Raw genomic sequence first — 18,326 nt, 5'->3', positions numbered from 1 at the left:
CTTATTTTCGCATACTATATTTTAGATATTTTTAGATGACTTCTATTACAACTCAAGATTACACTATATACTTAAATGAAGCTTGCTATCCTGCTTTAAACAACCTTTTAAAGACGAAAAATTATTCTAAAATTTTTCTTTTAGTAGACACAAATACTCATAAAGAATGTTTACCAAGTTTTTTGGCTCGTATAGAAACTAATACGCTTATTGAAATTATTGAAATTGAAGCTGGCGAAATTAATAAAACAATAGATACTTGTTCTGGAGTATGGGACGCCTTATCTGAATTAGATGGAGACCGTAAAAGCCTGATGATAAATCTAGGCGGTGGAGTGGTTACAGATTTAGGAGGGTTTGTTGCTTCTACTTTTAAAAGAGGTATCGATTTTGTTAATGTACCAACATCTTTACTTGCAATGGTAGATGCTTCTATTGGTGGTAAAACTGGGGTTGACCTAGGGAGCTTAAAAAATCAAATAGGTGTTATTAACACCTCAAAGATGGTATTGGTAGATACGTCTTTTTTAACCACGCTTCCACAGCTAGAAATGCGCTCTGGTTTAGCAGAAATGCTAAAACACGGCTTAATTTATAACAAACTGTATTGGAATAAATTAAAAGACTTATCTAAACTATCACTTAAAGATTTAGACGACTTAATTTTTGAATCTATTTTAATTAAAAAAGACATTGTAGAACAAGATCCTAACGAAGAAAATTTACGTAAAACATTAAATTACGGACACACATTGGGGCATGCTATAGAGTCTCATTTTTTGAGTCATCCTGAACGCCAAACACTTTTACATGGTGAAGCTGTTGCTATAGGAATGGTTTTAGCGACTTATTTATCTACCAAACTCCTTGATTTCCCCACTATTGATAACGACGACATAAAACAAACCATTAAGTCTATATACGGCCATGTAGACATTAAACCTGATGATTACAGCCCTATTATTGAACTTTTAAAGTATGACAAAAAAAATGAACATGGTAATATTAATTTTGTACTACTTGAAGCTATAAGTAAAACAAAAATTAATTGTATTGTAAATAATGACTTAATAATAGAAGCGTTTAATTTTTATAATTCATAAATTATTTTTTAACAAAAAAATTGTAACTTTATAATAATCCTTAGATAAAGGAACTCCACATAAGTAATTATTAACTTAAAAGTATAGTTGTTATGAAAAGAGTTATAGTAGATTATAAAAAATTAACACCAGAAGTTTTAAATTTATTAACTGAAAAGTATCCAGACGGCTACGGAGACAAGGATATTATAACCTTCGATGATCATAAAAATCAAACAATAGAAGCTGTAGAAGTAAAAACAGAAGACACCATTTACTTAGTAAAAGTAAGTAGTAAATTACACTATACCATGACTAATTTTGATACAAATGATGTTTTAGAGCTAAATAATGATGGCCATGTTGTAATAAACTTTGATAACAATGATTAAAGCTACTACAAATAACGTGCTTTAATGACGTTACCATGATGTTTCTCGTGCCCTATAATCAAAAATCCTAATGCTCTTACAGAAACCTCTCCTCCTCCTGCAACACCTTTATTAAGCATCATATCGTTATCAAAACTACTAAACAGAGCTATAGTAGATAGCCTTACAAGTCTATATTCTTCTAATAAAGAAGCTATACTTCTACCATTTGCTTTACTGGCTTCTGCATAATGGTTTTCTTCAAAACCACTCAAGACTGTTTTATCATATCTAGCAAAACGCATAGCACGGTAACAAAAAACGCGCTCTGAATCTATTAAGTGATTTATAATCTCCTTTATAGTCCACTTTCCTTCAGCATAGCTATATTCTAGCTTATCTTCCTCTATCGCCTCATAAAATGCAATCATAGTGTCCATACCCTGCTGTAATCCTTCAACTAAATCTACAGCTCCTGCTTGCTGTATATAGCTATTAAAGTATGGTATATATTCGTCTTTTTGTAATTGAGTCGCATTCATAAAGTAAAGGGTTAGATTAAAAATTAAATGTAACAAAAAAAACCTTTCGAAATCTCGAAAGGTTTTATAATATACTGTTAAAACTAAATTATAGTTCTCTAAAAATATCGTGCATTAAGCGTTTCTTATCATTAATGCTTTCTTCTAAAGAAATCATTGTTTCGGTTCTATACACGCCTTCGATATCATCTAACATAAAAATTACATCTTTTGCATGTTCTGTATTACGCGCTCTAATTTTACAGAAAATATTAAACTTCCCTGTAGTAACATGTGCAACAGTTACAAATGGTATTTCGTTAATTCGCTCTAAAACAAAGGTTGTTTGCGATGTATTTTGAAGAAACACTCCTACATATGCTATAAAAGAGTATCCTAATTTTCTGTAATCTAATGTTAACGAAGACCCTTTTATAATACCTGCATCTTCCATTTTCTTAACTCTTACATGCACAGTCCCTGCAGAAATCAATAATTTTTTAGCAATGTCTGTAAAAGGCACCCTTGTATTATCTATCAGCATATCAAGAATTTGATGATCAATTTCGTCTAATTTAAATTTTGCCATTTTTGTTTTTTATTAAATATAAAGCAAAAATACCACAATATTACTGAATAATAAATATTAAATTTTAAGATTTTAAGATTTTTAATGATAATTTTACATTGTTAACTTTTACGAAATCGATTTCGCTACCCAGTTTCAACGCTTCATTTTCTTCACCTAAAACCATAGTACCATAAGCCTCAATGGTTTTGTGTGCGTAATAGTCTTTTAAGGGCTCCATTTTTACTATTCTTGGAACAAAATCTAGAGTATTTCCATCTAATTTTTCTTCATATTGCACAGCTATATCTTTCATTTCATTATTTACTAGTGCATTCCTAATAATAATATCGTAGTAGTATTTTTTATTTTCTGGTATGCGTAAATAATATTTATAATCATCAACATCTACTTCATCGTTAATTATCGCATTTAAAGCCGTTATAAGGGATTGATAGATAAACTCACGCACTACTTCCCTATCGTAATCATTTGCGTAATGGCCAGCTTCAAATAAAACGGTAGGCGTATTTAGTGTTTGAAATGTATCGCCGACACAATTTATATTAAAAGCGTCATCGTACGTCCCTACCTGCCCAGGTATTTGTAATTGTAATACAGTATTCATTTTTACAATTACAGACATCGCTTTTTTACGTGTTTCTGTAACACTACAAGCTTCATCTTGAGCTGGAGACAAAAAGGATACTGTAGCAGATTTATCTGTATTACCTACATTAAAAATAGTGCGTTGCCCATGTAGATTAAAACAATAATGAGGCTTAAAGTTTTCAAAACAGTCTTTTAGAACTTTGCTTTCTGGTTGAGATTGCTTTTGAGCGTCTCTATTTAAATCAACTGTATTTGCATTTAGGCGCGTATACATTTTTGCTCCATCTGGATTTAATATGGGGATTATTTTAACCGTACAAGACTTTAAAAGCTGTTTAGAGAATTTATTTTCTACCTTAATTGTGTTTAATAAATCGAAAATAGCCTTGGTTGTTGTAGATTCATTACCGTGCATTTGAGACCACATTAATATTTTTTTTGGTCCATTACCTAGAGTAATGCTATGAATATTTTCGCCTAAAACAGATTGTCCTATTTTATCAATTTTAAAAAAAGCAGCATGCTTTTCTAATAGCGGTTTAATATGTTCCGTGTTTATATAGCGCCCAAAAAGCAGTTGCTCTTTATGCTTTTTATAATAGTTTTTTAAAGTATCTAAAGTCATCTAAGTAATATATGGTAGACAAATGTAAACATTAATAAATTTACAGTTGTAAACACGCTATTTTACATTTGTAAACATTGAAATTTAACTTAGATGTTTACGTATGTATACACTTTAGTTTTTAACAGAAACCTAAAGTCTTTAAGCATTGAAGAATATTCAATAAAAATTATTTAAAAATCATATTTTATTATTAATCAGTAATTTAAATACTATTACTTAAAGTATAAATACAATATAAAATCTATTATTTTAAGAATTAAAGCTTATTGTTTTGATAGTATACATATAAATATTACATTTGTAAACATCAATATTAACCACTAACTGTTTACAATTGTAACAACATGTTAAACAACGAGGAGTTTACAAAAAGACTTAAAAAAATCATTGACTATTATGGTGAAAGTGCCTCTTCTTTTGCCGAAAAAATTGGAGTGCAACGTTCTAGTATTTCGCACATACTTTCTGGTAGAAATAAGCCTAGTTTAGAATTCGTTTTAAAAGTACTTTCTGCTTTTCCTGAAGTAGAATTATATTGGTTAATGAATGGAAAGGGAAAATTTCCAGTTGAGAAAAATGTTGAAGCAAAAATTGAAAGACAACCTACTCCTCCAAATCAAAATAAAATTCAGACTGAAAATTCTAATCAAAATTTAGAAACAAATTCAAATCTATTTTCTGAAGAACAAAATTTATTTTCGAAAACAGATTCAAAAACTGAGCAGCCTCAAAATTCAGAAATTCAAAAAATAGTGAACTCAGAAAAAAAAGAAATTGAACGTATCGTCATTTTTTATAAAGATGGTAGTTTTTCAAATTTTCAAAATTCTTAATCAGAAAAAGACATTTTTTTAAATTCTAAGTAAAATTTACTTTTTTATTATTTTTTCTATTAAAACTTACTTTTTTTCAAATTTTGCGTATTCGAGACATTGTACAGTTTTTTTTCAAATACGCGATTTATAAAACAGTCCATTTTTTTAATACCGTATTCTATTCTTAATTATATATTTTGAAATTGTAAATGACAAAATTTATATATTCATTAAATTTGTTTGAAATTCTTTTTTATGAAACAATTATTAGCTTTTACGTTTTTACTTTTATTATGTTCAAGTTGTATTACAACTGCTAAACGAGATTGTAAAGATTTTAAAATTGGTAACTTTAAAAGTGAAGTTATTATTAATGGACAAACTTTTAAGTCTTCGTTTGTAAGAACCAATACATTGCAGATAGAAACTTATAACGGAAAAATAGATTCTTCTGAAGTAAGATGGATAAATGATTGTGAAGTTGTTTTTAAAACAATTAACCCAAAAAGTATGGCTGAGCGTAAAGACATTCATTTAAAAATTTTAACAACAACAGATTCTTCTTATGTTTTTGAATATTCCTATGTTGGGGAGACTAAAAAGCAAAAGGGAAAAGCTTTTAAATTTTAACTGCATTTTTATGATAGAGTTCTTAACCTCCAGCGATGCCATATTTGCATTAATTACACTTACCTTTTTAGAAATTATTCTTGGTATAGATAATATTGTTTTTATATCTATTGCTGCTAATAAACTTCCTGAAGAGAAAAGAAAAAAAGTTACAAATATTGGGCTTTTACTAGCTATGGTACAACGTATTATTTTGTTGTTTTTTGTTTCGTTTTTAGTAGGTTTATCTGAACCTTTTTATAAGCTTAATTTAAGTTGGCTAAGTGTAGAAATAAGTTACCAAGCTATTATTTTATTTGTTGGTGGGTTGTTTTTAATTTATAAATCTACTTCCGAAATAAGAGAAAAGGTTGAAACTCCAGATCATGATAAAGATCAAGTTAAAGGCAAAACTATTAAGTCGCTACAACAAGCTATTGTGCAGATTTTAATTATAGATTTTATTTTCTCTATAGACTCTATTTTAACTGCTGTTGGCATGACAAATGGATTGTCTGAAAACCATAATTATAACCTTATATTAATGATTACTGCTGTTGTTATTTCTATTGCGGTAATGATAGGTTTTGCTAATAAAATTAGAAAATTTATAGATACACACCCAAGTTTACAATTATTAGCATTAGCTTTTTTAATTCTAATTGGTTTTATGTTAATTACTGAAGCTGCACACCTATCGCACACAAAATTATTTAATAAGGCTATTGGAGCAATACCAAAAGGATATTTATATTTTGCAATTGCATTCTCTTTATTTATTGAATTTTTAGGTTATAAAACAAAAAAACGCAATACTTAATATGAAGTATAAATTAAATAGTATAGCTCTTATTTTCTTTTTAGGCTTTCACTTTTCTATAGCTCAAAATAAGGAAGGCATCATTTTAAAAACGCCAACAGATTGGAGATATGAAAAAATAGATTTACCGTTAGATTTTGCGCCAAGCTTTGATTATAATGGTTTTGAAGAATTACGTTTTGCTCCTGGAATGTTTAATACGAAAGCAGAAAAGTATTTTTCTTATGCTTTTGTAATTACTATTAATGAAAATGTGAAACTACCAAAACGTAAGTTAAAACAGTTTTTACATAGTTATTATAGAGGTCTTTCTCAAACTGTAGCTAATTCAAAAAAAATAAAAATAGATTCTTCTAACATTACGGTTTCTTTAAAACGAAGAAAGAATATTTATAGCGGTAAGGTTTTATATTTAGACACTTTTAATTCTGGAGAAAAAGTAGTATTAAATATAGCTATAGAAGTTATTAATAATAAACAGACTAATACCACATATATTATTGGATTAGTATCTCCTAAACCTAGAAATAGTAGTGTTTGGAGTGAATTATATGCTATTAGAAATGAGTTGAAATTTTAATAGTAAGTTATTTTTAAAATTGCATCTGTTACTAAAATGTCTTTTCCTTCTTCTATATTTATATATTTATAGGATACTAGATTGTTATGCTCATCATATTTGTAAATAGACTTGCTATTATACTCTTCTGTTTTATTATCGTAAAATGAAAAAGAAGTATTGAATTCATTTATAATTATTGTATTGTTATTGTAACTATAGTCTTGCGTGTATACAGTGTCGTCACTACTAGATTTATAAATAGATTGCATTAATTTATCGTCTTTGTAAACCCAATTTTGAGTTACAATTCCAGACACATAGTCTGACCATGATTGATTGTCTAAGTCTTCTTGATTATTAATTGTAATGTTATAATAATCTCTAGTAGTTTTCTTGTAGTCTATTAACTGATTTGTATTGTTATAATTATAGACTATATGAGAAAAATAAAATTCATTTTGAAAGTTACTGTAGGATTTCACTTCTACTATTTGGTCTTTTTCATTATACTTTGCTTTAGCCATATAGTTTTTATAAAATGCCGTAACCATTGCTGGGTTATTTTCATCTTCACTTTCTAATATATCACGAATATAGCTATGTTCCTCAATTAGTCTTTTTTTATCGTCGTATACGTAAACAGTTTTTGCATCATCCTTAATTTTCTGTACAAGTAACTTATTTTTATACCAATGGTTAGGTTTTAACTCTAATGCACCTGTTAATGTATCTATAGCGGTAGGTTTTACATTTTTAATATTTTTTAAAGAACCAATAGTATAAAAAGTTGTATCAACAAACTCTACCGTACTTTTATCTTCTTCATCAGCACAATTACATGGTTCTATGCCTGTGTAAAGGGTTTCTTTATTAATTACTTTTTCTAGTTTACTTTTTAAACTGTAAAACATATCTATGTTAGATTTGCTTGTTAAATCTCCATTATCTAAATGCTTTACTTTTATAGTAATGTTTTTTACAGGGCCATTAAAATTATTCTCTCCATAAATGCTATTGTCTTTTAAGAACATTGTAACTGCTGCATCTGGATTAGGAAATACTACATTTTCAACAAGGTCTTCTTGTGCAAATAAAATACTTACCGCAAATACTAATAAAAAAGAAAAGTATTTTTTAACTATCATAATACTAAAAGTATAGAGAAAAATAGAGTATTCATTTTAAAATAACGTTGGTTGATCATCTGTAGTATCCTTTGCATCATTAGAATTAGTTACATTCTCTTCGTCTACAACTTCTATATCTTCTGCATGAACTTCTTCTGGAGCTTCATGAGGAATTGGGTCTAACAAGTTAATTTGATTTACCTTATCTTTTGTTAATTGATTCCCTAATGCTGTTATACCTTTTATAGCAATAAATTCTTCTAGATTAACTTCTAAATTATCCTTTCTGTCTTTACCGCGTTCTTTCGCAAAAACAACTTCTGCTAAGGGTTTCCAATCTGTTGACACTATTTCTAATTGCGATTTCTCATGCCCTGTAATGAATGATTCTTCTTTACTTTCATTTTCAATTAAGAAACGTTTTACGTAATATTTCTCTTTTTCTCCATCGAAATAAATAGCAGATATAGGTTTTTTAGGAATCCATTTTTCCATAACAATCATGTCATCATCAAAATGCGCAGTTACTTCTGGAATAATTGTTTTTGCGATTCCTTTTTGGTTAATGATTAGTATACGGTCTTCTCCTCTAAATTCTCCTAACAGCTCTCCTCTACCATCAACATTAATGCGTCGTACAGTTTCATCAAACCATATTTTTCTAGGTTTTAGTGTTGAAACTCCTTTTTCTTTAAGTTCTATTTTTTTAATTGGGTATTTGGTTACCAAATTTCCTTTAGAGGCTCTTCCTTTTATTAAGATATCGGCAAAGTCTATATCCCATTTTAATTTTTTAACGCTTCCTACTTGCCTTAAATATAAACTAATAACTTCTGCTTCTCCATTAGGGTTTGCCGAAAAATACCATAATTTAGAGCTTTTACTTCCGTTAGTTAAATCGTATTCTTTATCTCTAGTCATTGCTGTTACAGCAAAACGTTTTATGTACGATGGTCCTTTACTACCATCTCTATAAATCATGTTATAAATGGTACGTTTGTCTTTCTTTTTAAAGACAGCTACGTGAATGATATTTTTACCAATGAAGGTTTTTGTGTCTACTTTGGTAACCATCATTTTACCATCGTTAGTAAAGGCTATAATATCATCAATGTCACTACAATCGCACACATACTCATCTCGGCGTAAAGAAGTCCCTATAAAACCTTCTTCTCTATTTACATAGAGTTTAGTATTACGTATTACTACTTTTGTAGCATCTACATCACCAAAGGTTCTAATTTCTGTTTTACGTTCTCTTCCTTCTCCGTATTCCTTTTTTAATCGTGTAAAATACGCTATGGCATAATCTATAAGGTTAGCTAAATGGTGTTTTACCTCAGCGATTTGGTCTTCTAAAGCATCAATTTTTTGCTGTGCTTTGTCTATATCAAATTTAGAAATACGTTTAATTCTAATCTCTGTTAAACGTGTAATATCTTCAACGGTAACTTCTCGTTTTAAGTGTTTTATGTGTGGTTTTAATCCATTATCTATTGCTTGTATAACGCCTTCCCATGTTTCTTCTTCTTCAATATCGCGGTATATTCTATTTTCTATAAAAATACGCTCTAAACTTGCAAAGTGCCATTGTTCTTCGAACTCTCCAAGTTTTATTTCTAATTCTTGTTTTAGTAATTGTACTGTATTATCTGTACTACGGCGAAGCATTTCAGAAACGCCAATAAACAATGGTTTATTATCTTCGATAACACATCCTAAAGGTGATATTGAAGATTCGCAACTTGTAAAGGCATATAAGGCATCTATAGTTTTGTCTGGGGATAACCCAGATGGTAAGTGTATTAAAATTTCGACCTCAGCAGCCGTGTTATCTTCTATTTTCTTTATTTTAATTTTCCCTTTATCGTTTGCTTTTAAAATAGAGTCTATTAATGAAGATGTTGTTGTAGCATAAGGAATTTCGGTAATAACCAAAGTGTTTTTATCGCGTTGAGATATTTTAGCTCTTACACGTACTTTACCGCCTCTTAATCCATCATTATAATTAGAGAAATCTGCAATTCCTGCTGTTGGAAAGTCTGGTACTAACGTAAATCGTTTGCCTTGTAAGTGTTTTACTGAAGCGTCTATAAGTTCTATAAAGTTGTGTGGTAGTATTTTAGTAGATAACCCTACAGCAATACCTTCTCCTCCTTGTGCTAATAGTAACGGAAACATTACTGGCAAATTAACGGGTTCTTTTCTACGTCCATCGTAAGAGGCTTGCCATTCTGTAATTTTAGGATTATAAACGACATCTAATCCAAATTTAGAAATACGAGCTTCTATATAACGTGAGGCAGCAGCACGGTCTCCTGTTAAAATGTTTCCCCAGTTTCCTTGCGTGTCTATTAACAAATCTTTTTGGCCTATTTGTACCATGGCATCTGCAATACTTGCATCTCCATGCGGGTGATATTGCATAGTATGCCCTACTATATTTGCCACTTTATTGTAACGGCCATCATCAAGATCTTTCATAGAATGCATAATGCGGCGCTGTACAGGCTTAAAACCATCTTCTATTGCTGGTACTGCACGTTCTAAAATAACATACGATGCATAATCTAAAAACCACTCTTTATACATTCCCGTAATTCGAGTAATGGTTTCTTGTGGTTCTTGATGTTCTGCCGCTTCGTTTTCTAAGTGTTCTAAATCGTCGTTTTCTTCTGCCATATTTGTTTTGTCATTCCTTTTAAGGGTTAGGAATCTATTCTTTGATTTTTAATGAACGTTTATAATCGTATATACTTTTAGCTAAACCTAACACAGATACTACAAGTGCTATATAATACATTGTATTACTATCTCGCACACTAAAATCGTTTGTATATGCTTTGTAAGACCAATATATTGTTAAAGCCATCCAGCAAAGTATTTTAAATCCTTTATACATTATTTTCCTTCTTCAATTAAATCCAACTCTACTTTAAGGTTTTCAATAATAAATTCCTGTCTGGATGGTGTGTTTTTCCCCATGTAAAATGCTAATAATTCGTCTATAGACATATTATCGTCTAACATTACTGGGTCTAGGCGCATATCTTCTCCTATAAAATATTTAAACTCATCTGGAGAAATTTCACCCAATCCTTTAAATCGTGTAATTTCTGGTTTTGGTTTTAATTTTTCAATTGCATTAACTCGCTCTTCTTCAGAATAGCAATAAATCGTTTCTTTTTTATTTCGTACTCTAAATAAAGGTGTTTGTAAAATATATAAATGTCCTTCTTTTATTACTTCTGGAAAAAACTGAAGAAAGAATGTTATTAGCAGTAAACGAATGTGCATTCCATCTACATCGGCATCGGTAGCTATTACAACATTATTATAGCGTAAATCTTCCAAAGATTCTTCTATGTTTAATGCAGCTTGTAATAGGTTAAACTCTTCGTTTTCGTAAACAATTTTTTTAGTTAATCCGTAGCAATTTAAAGGCTTCCCTTTTAAACTAAATACCGCTTGTGTATTTACATCTCTAGATTTTGTAATACTTCCCGATGCAGAATCTCCCTCGGTAATAAACAGTGTAGTTTCTAAATTGCGTTCGTTTTTAGTATCGCCAAAATGTACACGACAGTCTCTTAATTTTTTATTATGTAAACTCGCTTTTTTAGCTCTGTCTTTAGCTAATTTACGTATTCCAGATAATTCTTTACGTTCTCGCTCTGCTTGTAGAATTTTTCGCTGAATTTTTTCTGCGGTGTCTGGATTTTTATGTAAGTAGTTATCTAGATAGGTTTTTAAAAAATCATTGATATAGGTTCTTACCGTAGGCAAGTCTCCTCCCATATCTGTAGAACCTAGTTTTGTTTTGGTCTGACTTTCAAAAACGGGTTCCATAACTTTTATTGCAATGGCCGAAACAATCGATTTTCTAATATCTGATGCTTCGTAATTTTTACCATAAAATTCACGTAATGTTTTTACTACAGCTTCACGAAAGGCTGCTTGATGTGTTCCTCCTTGCGTAGTATGTTGCCCATTTACAAAACTGTTATATTCTTCGCTATATTGTGTTTTACTATGCGTAATAGCAACTTCTATGTCATCGCCTCGTAAATGAATGATTGGGTAGAGCAAATCGGTTTCTGCAATTTTTTCAGATAATAAATCTTTTAAACCATTTTCGCTAAAATATTTTTCGCCATTAAAAACTATAGTTAATCCTGGATTAAGGTACACATAGTTTTTAAGCATTTTTATAACATACTCACTTCTATATTTATAGTTTTTAAAAATGATTTCATCTGGAATAAAAGAGACTTTTGTCCCCTTTCTTCTACTGGTTTCTTCTAAAAACTCTTGATTTGTTAAGTTTCCTTGTTCAAAATCTGCCGAAGCACTTTTACCATCACGAGACGATTCTACTCTAAAATAAGAGGATAATGCATTAACCGCCTTGGTACCAACACCGTTAAGTCCTACCGATTTTTTAAAGGCTTTGGAGTCGTACTTTCCTCCTGTATTCATTTTAGAAACTACGTCTACAACTTTACCTAATGGAATACCACGCCCATAATCTCTAACGATGACTTTGCTACCTTGCAAAGAGATTTCGATAGTTTTACCTGCCCCCATTACAAACTCATCAATGGAGTTATCTAAAACTTCCTTTAACAGAATGTAAATACCATCATCTGGAGACGATCCATCTCCTAACTTACCAATATACATTCCTGGACGCATACGAATATGTTCTTTCCAATCTAATGAGCGTATATTATCTTCGGTATATTTAGTTTGTTCAGACATAGGATGTGAGTGCAATTTATAGAATAGGATGCTAATATAATATAACCCTGTAAAAAATGAAATAGCAGACACATAAAGTAATTAACAATAAAACGCCAATAGTGTTGAGAACATTGGAGTTAAGCTTGTTTTTTATAAAAAAGAAAAAAATAATTTTAATTACTCTTATTTTCTTTCTTTTTAGAGACTAATAATATTCCAAAAATAACAGTTATTGTTCCTAATATTTGAATACTTGTTAATTGTTCGTTTAAAAAAATAACAGCTAAAATAATTGTAGATATTGGACCTATTCCTGCTATCACAGCAAAATTTGAAGAATTAATTAATTTTATAGAAATAGAAACAAGAAATGAAGGTATTACTGTAGCAAAAATTGCTATGCATACGCCCAAGATATAAACCTGCCAAGGGTAATTAAAAATATCTACTCTAGATACAATACCGTAATGTATAAATACACATATACAAGAAATTAACATTGCATATGCTGTAAAACGCATAACTCCAAATTTAGGTATTAACCAGCCACTACCTACTAAGTATGAGGCATAGGTTAACGCACTAAGCAAAACAAAGAAACCTCCTAAATATGTATCGTTACCTGAGATAGTTACTTCACTACCAAAAGTGATTACTATCCCTAAATAAGTAATAATGATAGCTAATTTCTGGTTTTTAGTAATGCGTTTTTTTAAAAAGAGGTTATTAAAAAATAATACTATTGTTGGGTAAACGAATAGTATAATGCGCTCTAAACTAGCTTTAATGTATGTTAAACCTACAAAATCGAAATAACTTGCTAAATAATAGCCTACAAATCCAAAAAAGACAACCCACAGATAATCCTTTTTAGTGTTTTTTGCTCTCTTTTTTTGTTTCTATATAGATATGCTATTAGTATATAAAATGGAAAAGAAAAAAGCATTCTTAATAACAGTGCACTTAAAGCATCAATATTATATTGGTATATAAGCTTCACCATTACAGCTTTAGATGAAAACATTACTATACCTAAAACTCCTAATAAAATACCATAAATAAATTTTCTTTTTGCCTCCATTGTACTAAGGTATATTAGTCAGTTTTCTAGATTTAACCTTGTTAGACATAAATTACAATAGTCAACCTTTACAACTAGTTTCTGCTTCTTGTTTTAACAACTGGTTTCTAGTATTTAATAGTTTTCGCATATAGCGTTTTAAAAAAAGAATATTTGCTAATTTTCCGAGTATCCCTAATGGGCTTTTAAAATGAAATTTATCTACCATTATCGTTTTTCCACCTTCAGCAGTAAAAATATGCTCATGTTTAAACGATTTAAATACTCCTGAGACCATTTCATCAACAAAATAATTTGAGGGTTCAAATACTGTTATTTTAGACGTTAATTGTTGTTTTATTCCAAAATGAACAGCTTCCCATGTAACCCATTCATTTAACTCAATTAACCCAGTGGTTTTTCCTGCTATTGCTTTTTCTTTTGAATGTTGTAATGACTTTTTATGAAAATCTATATCCCTAGACAAATCAAAACAAGTTTTAACATCTGCTTTTATAACTGTTCTTAGTTCTATTAATGCCATTGTCTAATGCGCTAAAGCGAAACAAAAAACGCAATAAAGAATACTACTTTATTGCGTTTTCATTATCTCTATTATTTTAAGAGATCTACACATTAAATAAGAAATGCATGACATCTCCATCTTTAACAGTATAACCTTTTCCTTCTACTCTCATTTTCCCCGCTTCTTTTACTTTAGCTTCGCTACCATATTCTACATAATCATTATAAGCAATAACTTCTGCTCTAATAAATCCTTTTTCAAAATCGGTATGAATAACCCCAGCTGCTTGCGGAGCTGTTGCTCCAATATTTACTGTCCAAGCTCTTACTTCTTTTACTCCTGCTGTAAAGTAAGTTTGCTGATTTAATAATTTGTATGCTGAACGAATTAATTTAGCCGATCCTGGTTCTTCTAAACCAATATCTGCCAAAAACATTTGGCGCTCTTCGTAATCGTCTAGTTCATTAATGTCTGCTTCTGTCCCTACTGCAAGTACTAACACTTCTGCATCTTCATCTTTAACGGCATCCCTAACCTGCTCTACATAATCATTTCCTGAAACTGCAGCACCTTCATCTACATTGCAAACATACATTACAGGTTTGTCTGTAATTAATTGAGAAGGTTTAACATAATCTCTATACTCATCTTCAGAAAATTCTAAAGCGCGAACAGATTTACCTGCTTCTAAACCTTCTTTTAACTTTAATAAAACAGCTTCTTCTTTTTGAGCATCTTTATTACCTGTCTTTGCTGCACGTTTTACTTTATCTAACTTCTTCTCTACTGTTTCTAGGTCTTTAAGCTGAAGTTCTATATCTATAGTTTCTTTATCACGTATTGGGTCTACGCGACCATCTACGTGCACAATATTATCGTTATTAAAACAACGTAATACATGCAAAATAGCATCTGTCTCACGAATATTAGCTAAGAATTGATTTCCTAAACCTTCTCCTTTACTTGCACCTTTTACTAATCCTGCAATATCAACAATCTCTACTGTTGCTGGTAAAACACGCTCTGGGTTAACTAGTTCTTCTAATTTTTGAAGTCTTGGATCTGGTACATTTACAACACCTACATTAGGTTCTATCGTACAAAAAGGGAAGTTTGCACTTTGTGCTTTTGCATTAGATAAACAATTAAATAATGTTGATTTTCCTACGTTTGGTAAGCCTACAATTCCTGCTTTCATTGAGTAAATATTATTCATTCCCACAACTATGGGAACCTTTTGTTTTTAACGACTGCAAATATACTACTTCTTCTTAGTTTTCTAATAATAAATAATAGATTTTAAAACTTCTCTTTTTTATACAGACAACAACATTTTAATTGAATATCTAAAAAATATGTTAAAATTTATTGAAATCTGTAGTGTTAATTTCAATAATAATTATCAATTTTACTAGTCTAATCAAAAACTCAAAATAGAATGAAAAAACTTAACGCTTTATTATTATTGTTTTTGTGCTCTACATTTGCTTTTGCACAACAATCCATTACGGGGCAAGTTACAGATTCTAATGGAGACGCTTTACCAGGCGTTAACATTATTGAAAAAGGGACTTCTAATGGAACCACATCTGACTTTGATGGGAAGTATATTATTAATGCAGACTCTAATGGAACTTTAGTGTTTAGCTATGTTGGCTACGAAACACAAGAGGTAGAAATTAATGGACAATCTACTTTTAATATTACATTATCTGACGGTGAGGCCTTAGATGAAGTTTTACTTGTTGGGTCACGTAGTCCAAAACGAACAGCTACAGATACCGCTGTACCTGTAGACGTATTAGATGTGGCTGAAATAGCTTCTGCTACTGGGAAAGTAGAAGTTAATGATATTTTACAATACGCAGCACCTTCTTTTAATGCTAGTAAACAATCTGGATCTGATGGGGCAGATCATATAGTACCTGCTTCATTAAGAGGTTTGGGACCAGATCAAACTTTAGTATTAATTAATGGAAAAAGAAGACACCAATCGTCTTTAGTTAATATTTTTGGAACTAGAGGTCGTGGAAATTCTGGAACCGATTTAAATGCTATTCCAGCTTCTGCTATTAAAAGAATTGAAGTTTTAAGAGATGGAGCATCGGCACAATACGGATCGGATGCCATAGCTGGTGTTATTAACATCGTTTTAAAAGATAATACAGATGGTTTTACTGGAGGAATTACTTACGGTGCTTATAGTACAGCCATTGGTGATGGATGGGCAGAAGAAACCGGCGAAACTCTTTTTAATGTAGAAGGAGAAAACCGCTTGGATGGTAAAAGCAAAAAGTATGATGGTACCACAGTTAAAATTGATGCTAATTATGGTGCTACTTTAGGTAAAATGGAGGTTTTATAAACTTTACAACAGAGTTTTTATCTAGAGATAAAACATTAAGACCTGGTTTTTCATGGAGAAAAGGATATGGTAGCGCTGGTGTAGATGGGTTTAACTTTATGGTTAATGCATCTGTTCCTGTAGATGACAATACTGAAGTTTATGCCTTTGGAGGTAGAAACTTTAGAGAAACGGATGCAAATGCGTTTTCAAGAGGTCCATATATAGAAGGAAACCCTGATGATTCTGACAATAGAACTGTATTAAGTTTATATCCAAATGGTTTTACCCCAAGAATAACCTCTAATATTACAGATGCCTCTGTTTCTGCTGGAGTTAGACATACAATGAGTAGTGGATGGAATGTAGACTTTAATAATACGTACGGAAAAAACAATTTCCATTACTATATTAAAAACTCTAATAATGCTTCTTTACAAGACGCTTCACCTACAGATTTTGATGCTGGTGGACACTTTTTATCTCAAAACACTACAGGTGTAGACTTCAATAAGTATTTAGAAGATGTTGCAGCAGGTATGAACATTGCGTTTGGTTTAGAATATAGAACAGAAAACTTTGGGATTTTTGCTGGAGAAGTAGCCTCTTATGCGCTTTATGATGAAAACGGAATTCCTATTACAAATCCAGCAACACAAACAGTTGCTACCGACTCTAATGGAGATGAATTACCTGGAGGATCTCAAGGGTTCCCTGGTTATAGCCCTTCTAACGAAGTAGATAGAAGTAGAAGTAACTATGGCATTTACTTTGATACAGAACTTAATGTTACTGAAGCTTTTATGTTAGCTGGAGCATTACGCTTTGAAGAGTATAGCGATTTTGGTAGCACTTTTAACTTTAAACTAGCTAGTAGATATAAAGTTAATGATGCCCTTACTTTTAGAGGGTCTATTTCTTCAGGATTTAGAGCTCCTTCTTTAGCACAGTTATACTATAACTTAATCTTTAATAATATTGTTGCAGGAGAATCTGTGCCGTCTTTATTATCTGCTAATAACAGTACGGTTACTAAAGCTTTTGGAATAGGACAATTAACAGAAGAAAAAGCAATAAACGGAAGTATTGGGTTTACCTATAAAAAAGGTGCATTTACTGCTACTGTAGATGCTTATTCTATTAGTGTTGATGATAGAATTATTTTAACAGATAACTTTACAGATCAAGCTATTTTAGGACCATTAGGTGTTGATGCAGCACAGTTTTTTGCTAATGGTGTAGATACTAGAACATCTGGATTAGATATTGTTTTAAATTACGATCTATCTTTAGGAAGCAATGGTAAATTAAGTGCCGCATTAATAGGTAACTTTAATAAATTAGAAATTAAAAATATTAATAATGGCAACCTTAACCAGTTTACATTCTTTGGACCATTCTCTCAAGCTTATCTAGAAGCAGCTGCTCCAGATCATAAATTTGGTTTAAATTTAAATTATAGCAATTCTAAATTTAATGCAGGATTAGTATTAACTAAGTTTAGTGAAGTTATTTTACAAGATTTCCAATGGGTAGATTCTCCTGCAACTACACAGGCAGAAGCAGATGCTTTATTTCCAGTAGCAACAGATATTTACAAATCTGCAATTACTGCAGACATAAATATTGGATACAGCTTCTCAGATAAATTAAAACTTACTATCGGTTCTAATAACTTGTTTAACACCTACCCTACACCTCAATTTGATGGATGGACGGATCAAGGTGGTTTAGCAGATTCTGTACAAATGGGATCAGATGGTAGATATATTTTTAGTAGACTAAACTTTAGTTTCTAAAACCATAATATTATAAACTTAAATGAGGTCGTCTAAAAATTACTTTTTAGACGACCTCTTTATTTTGCGTTAATAATACTTCTTTTTTAAAACCCGTATAAACACGGATATCAGGTTCTTAAGTAATCTATAATTTAGC

Annotated in this window: 19 protein-coding genes and 1 pseudogene; 8 read left to right on the top strand and 12 right to left on the bottom strand. The window is 30.7% G+C overall.

The genetic code is table 11. The features are described 5' to 3' along the window. Window positions 1-35 precede the first annotated feature (35 nt). A complete protein-coding gene (aroB, locus tag ACVC08_RS14785) occupies window positions 36-1,103 on the top strand; it encodes a 3-dehydroquinate synthase (RefSeq protein ID WP_452602598.1) in 1,068 nt (355 codons plus the stop codon). Window positions 1,104-1,195: 92 nt separating this feature from the next. Then, window positions 1,196-1,474, top strand: coding sequence for a hypothetical protein (locus ACVC08_RS14780; RefSeq protein WP_452598141.1), 279 nt, complete (start codon window positions 1,196-1,198; stop codon window positions 1,472-1,474). A 5-nt stretch (window positions 1,475-1,479) separates the two neighbouring features. Here ACVC08_RS14780 and ACVC08_RS14775 read toward each other — a convergent pair whose 3' ends face one another. The 3 genes from ACVC08_RS14775 to ACVC08_RS14765 all read right to left on the bottom strand — a co-directional run bounded on the left by ACVC08_RS14775 (window position 1,480) and on the right by ACVC08_RS14765 (window position 3,779). Further along, a complete protein-coding gene (locus ACVC08_RS14775; RefSeq protein WP_452602597.1) occupies window positions 1,480-1,995 on the bottom strand; it encodes a DinB family protein in 516 nt (171 codons plus the stop codon). Between the two features lie 88 nt (window positions 1,996-2,083). Beyond that, entirely contained in the window at window positions 2,084-2,563 is a 480-nt protein-coding gene (locus ACVC08_RS14770; RefSeq protein ID WP_452598139.1) for an Lrp/AsnC family transcriptional regulator, read from the bottom strand. Between the two features lie 64 nt (window positions 2,564-2,627). Continuing rightward, window positions 2,628-3,779: a M14 family zinc carboxypeptidase gene (locus ACVC08_RS14765; RefSeq protein ID WP_452602596.1), complete on the bottom strand. Its 1,152-nt coding sequence runs from the start codon at window positions 3,777-3,779 to the stop codon at window positions 2,628-2,630. A 347-nt stretch (window positions 3,780-4,126) separates the two neighbouring features. On the opposite strand from ACVC08_RS14765, the gene ACVC08_RS14760 reads away from it, so the two are divergent. The 4 genes from ACVC08_RS14760 to ACVC08_RS14745 all read left to right on the top strand — a co-directional run bounded on the left by ACVC08_RS14760 (window position 4,127) and on the right by ACVC08_RS14745 (window position 6,606). Then, window positions 4,127-4,615 (top strand): helix-turn-helix domain-containing protein, encoded by a 489-nt coding sequence (locus ACVC08_RS14760; RefSeq protein ID WP_452602595.1) that lies wholly within the window; start codon window positions 4,127-4,129, stop codon window positions 4,613-4,615. Window positions 4,616-4,852: 237 nt separating this feature from the next. After that, window positions 4,853-5,227 carry a DNA topoisomerase IV gene (locus ACVC08_RS14755; protein WP_452602594.1) on the top strand — a complete coding sequence of 125 codons (375 nt, stop codon included), beginning with the start codon at window positions 4,853-4,855 and terminating at the stop codon, window positions 5,225-5,227. 10 nt (window positions 5,228-5,237) lie between these two features. Next, complete coding sequence (locus ACVC08_RS14750; protein ID WP_452596530.1) at window positions 5,238-6,026, top strand: TerC family protein; 789 nt, start codon at window positions 5,238-5,240, stop codon at window positions 6,024-6,026. A 1-nt stretch (window position 6,027) separates the two neighbouring features. Further along, window positions 6,028-6,606 carry a hypothetical protein gene (locus ACVC08_RS14745; protein WP_452602593.1) on the top strand — a complete coding sequence of 193 codons (579 nt, stop codon included), beginning with the start codon at window positions 6,028-6,030 and terminating at the stop codon, window positions 6,604-6,606. On the opposite strand, the gene ACVC08_RS14740 is transcribed toward ACVC08_RS14745, so the two are convergent. From ACVC08_RS14740 to ychF, 9 genes and pseudogenes are all read right to left on the bottom strand, one after another. Beyond that, window positions 6,603-7,733, bottom strand: a complete 1,131-nt coding sequence (locus tag ACVC08_RS14740; protein WP_452602592.1) for a hypothetical protein — start codon at window positions 7,731-7,733, stop codon at window positions 6,603-6,605. The two genes, ACVC08_RS14745 and ACVC08_RS14740, sit on opposite strands and share 4 nt — an antisense overlap. A 36-nt stretch (window positions 7,734-7,769) precedes the next feature. Beyond that, window positions 7,770-10,397, bottom strand: a complete 2,628-nt coding sequence (locus ACVC08_RS14735; RefSeq protein WP_452602591.1) for a DNA gyrase/topoisomerase IV subunit A — start codon at window positions 10,395-10,397, stop codon at window positions 7,770-7,772. Window positions 10,398-10,431: 34 nt separating this feature from the next. Further along, the gene (locus ACVC08_RS14730; RefSeq protein WP_452596833.1) at window positions 10,432-10,587 is read right to left on the bottom strand and encodes a hypothetical protein; all 156 of its coding nucleotides are present in this window, start codon (window positions 10,585-10,587) and stop codon (window positions 10,432-10,434) included. A 29-nt stretch (window positions 10,588-10,616) separates the two neighbouring features. Further along, window positions 10,617-12,476, bottom strand: coding sequence for a DNA topoisomerase IV subunit B (locus ACVC08_RS14725; RefSeq protein WP_452602590.1), 1,860 nt, complete (start codon window positions 12,474-12,476; stop codon window positions 10,617-10,619). A gap of 155 nt (window positions 12,477-12,631) precedes the next feature. Beyond that, window positions 12,632-13,048 (bottom strand): DMT family transporter, encoded by a 417-nt coding sequence (locus ACVC08_RS14720; RefSeq protein WP_452602589.1) that lies wholly within the window; start codon window positions 13,046-13,048, stop codon window positions 12,632-12,634. Between the two features lie 114 nt (window positions 13,049-13,162). Beyond that, window positions 13,163-13,318: pseudogene (locus tag ACVC08_RS14715) on the bottom strand (EamA/RhaT family transporter); the annotation flags it as partial. Beyond that, window positions 13,291-13,539, bottom strand: coding sequence for a hypothetical protein (locus ACVC08_RS14710; RefSeq protein ID WP_452602588.1), 249 nt, complete (start codon window positions 13,537-13,539; stop codon window positions 13,291-13,293). The pseudogene ACVC08_RS14715 and the gene ACVC08_RS14710, both read right to left, overlap by 28 nt. A 61-nt stretch (window positions 13,540-13,600) precedes the next feature. After that, window positions 13,601-14,062, bottom strand: a complete 462-nt coding sequence (locus ACVC08_RS14705; protein ID WP_452598110.1) for an SRPBCC family protein — start codon at window positions 14,060-14,062, stop codon at window positions 13,601-13,603. A gap of 85 nt (window positions 14,063-14,147) precedes the next feature. Next, window positions 14,148-15,242, bottom strand: coding sequence for a redox-regulated ATPase YchF (gene ychF, locus ACVC08_RS14700; RefSeq protein ID WP_452602771.1), 1,095 nt, complete (start codon window positions 15,240-15,242; stop codon window positions 14,148-14,150). A gap of 240 nt (window positions 15,243-15,482) precedes the next feature. On the opposite strand from ychF, the gene ACVC08_RS14695 reads away from it, so the two are divergent. Together ACVC08_RS14695 and ACVC08_RS14690 are read left to right on the top strand one after the other, a co-directional pair. Next, window positions 15,483-16,409: a TonB-dependent receptor plug domain-containing protein gene (locus ACVC08_RS14695; protein ID WP_452602587.1), complete on the top strand. Its 927-nt coding sequence runs from the start codon at window positions 15,483-15,485 to the stop codon at window positions 16,407-16,409. A gap of 98 nt (window positions 16,410-16,507) precedes the next feature. Then, a complete protein-coding gene (locus ACVC08_RS14690; protein WP_452602586.1) occupies window positions 16,508-18,187 on the top strand; it encodes a TonB-dependent receptor plug domain-containing protein in 1,680 nt (559 codons plus the stop codon). The last annotated feature ends 139 nt before the right edge of the window (window positions 18,188-18,326 follow it).

The sequence above is a fragment of the Pontimicrobium sp. MEBiC06410 genome (assembly GCF_053601615.1).
This window is presented reverse-complemented; position numbering and strand designations above follow the sequence as displayed.

Excerpts from the sequence above, each read along its gene's own strand:
- aroB (WP_452602598.1), top strand. The coding sequence starts at position 36 with ATGACTTCTATTACAACTCAAGATTACACTATATACTTAAATGAAGCT.
- ACVC08_RS14780 (WP_452598141.1), top strand. The coding sequence starts at position 1,196 with ATGAAAAGAGTTATAGTAGATTATAAAAAATTAACACCAGAAGTTTTA.
- ACVC08_RS14775 (WP_452602597.1), bottom strand. The coding sequence starts at position 1,995 with ATGAATGCGACTCAATTACAAAAAGACGAATATATACCATACTTTAAT.
- ACVC08_RS14770 (WP_452598139.1), bottom strand. The coding sequence starts at position 2,563 with ATGGCAAAATTTAAATTAGACGAAATTGATCATCAAATTCTTGATATG.
- ACVC08_RS14765 (WP_452602596.1), bottom strand. The coding sequence starts at position 3,779 with ATGACTTTAGATACTTTAAAAAACTATTATAAAAAGCATAAAGAGCAA.
- ACVC08_RS14760 (WP_452602595.1), top strand. The coding sequence starts at position 4,127 with ATGTTAAACAACGAGGAGTTTACAAAAAGACTTAAAAAAATCATTGAC.
- ACVC08_RS14755 (WP_452602594.1), top strand. The coding sequence starts at position 4,853 with ATGAAACAATTATTAGCTTTTACGTTTTTACTTTTATTATGTTCAAGT.
- ACVC08_RS14750 (WP_452596530.1), top strand. The coding sequence starts at position 5,238 with ATGATAGAGTTCTTAACCTCCAGCGATGCCATATTTGCATTAATTACA.
- ACVC08_RS14745 (WP_452602593.1), top strand. The coding sequence starts at position 6,028 with ATGAAGTATAAATTAAATAGTATAGCTCTTATTTTCTTTTTAGGCTTT.
- ACVC08_RS14740 (WP_452602592.1), bottom strand. The coding sequence starts at position 7,733 with ATGATAGTTAAAAAATACTTTTCTTTTTTATTAGTATTTGCGGTAAGT.
- ACVC08_RS14735 (WP_452602591.1), bottom strand. The coding sequence starts at position 10,397 with ATGGCAGAAGAAAACGACGATTTAGAACACTTAGAAAACGAAGCGGCA.
- ACVC08_RS14730 (WP_452596833.1), bottom strand. The coding sequence starts at position 10,587 with ATGGCTTTAACAATATATTGGTCTTACAAAGCATATACAAACGATTTT.
- ACVC08_RS14725 (WP_452602590.1), bottom strand. The coding sequence starts at position 12,476 with ATGTCTGAACAAACTAAATATACCGAAGATAATATACGCTCATTAGAT.
- ACVC08_RS14710 (WP_452602588.1), bottom strand. The coding sequence starts at position 13,539 with ATGGAGGCAAAAAGAAAATTTATTTATGGTATTTTATTAGGAGTTTTA.
- ACVC08_RS14705 (WP_452598110.1), bottom strand. The coding sequence starts at position 14,062 with ATGGCATTAATAGAACTAAGAACAGTTATAAAAGCAGATGTTAAAACT.
- ychF (WP_452602771.1), bottom strand. The coding sequence starts at position 15,242 with ATGAAAGCAGGAATTGTAGGCTTACCAAACGTAGGAAAATCAACATTA.
- ACVC08_RS14695 (WP_452602587.1), top strand. The coding sequence starts at position 15,483 with ATGAAAAAACTTAACGCTTTATTATTATTGTTTTTGTGCTCTACATTT.
- ACVC08_RS14690 (WP_452602586.1), top strand. The coding sequence starts at position 16,508 with ATGGTTAATGCATCTGTTCCTGTAGATGACAATACTGAAGTTTATGCC.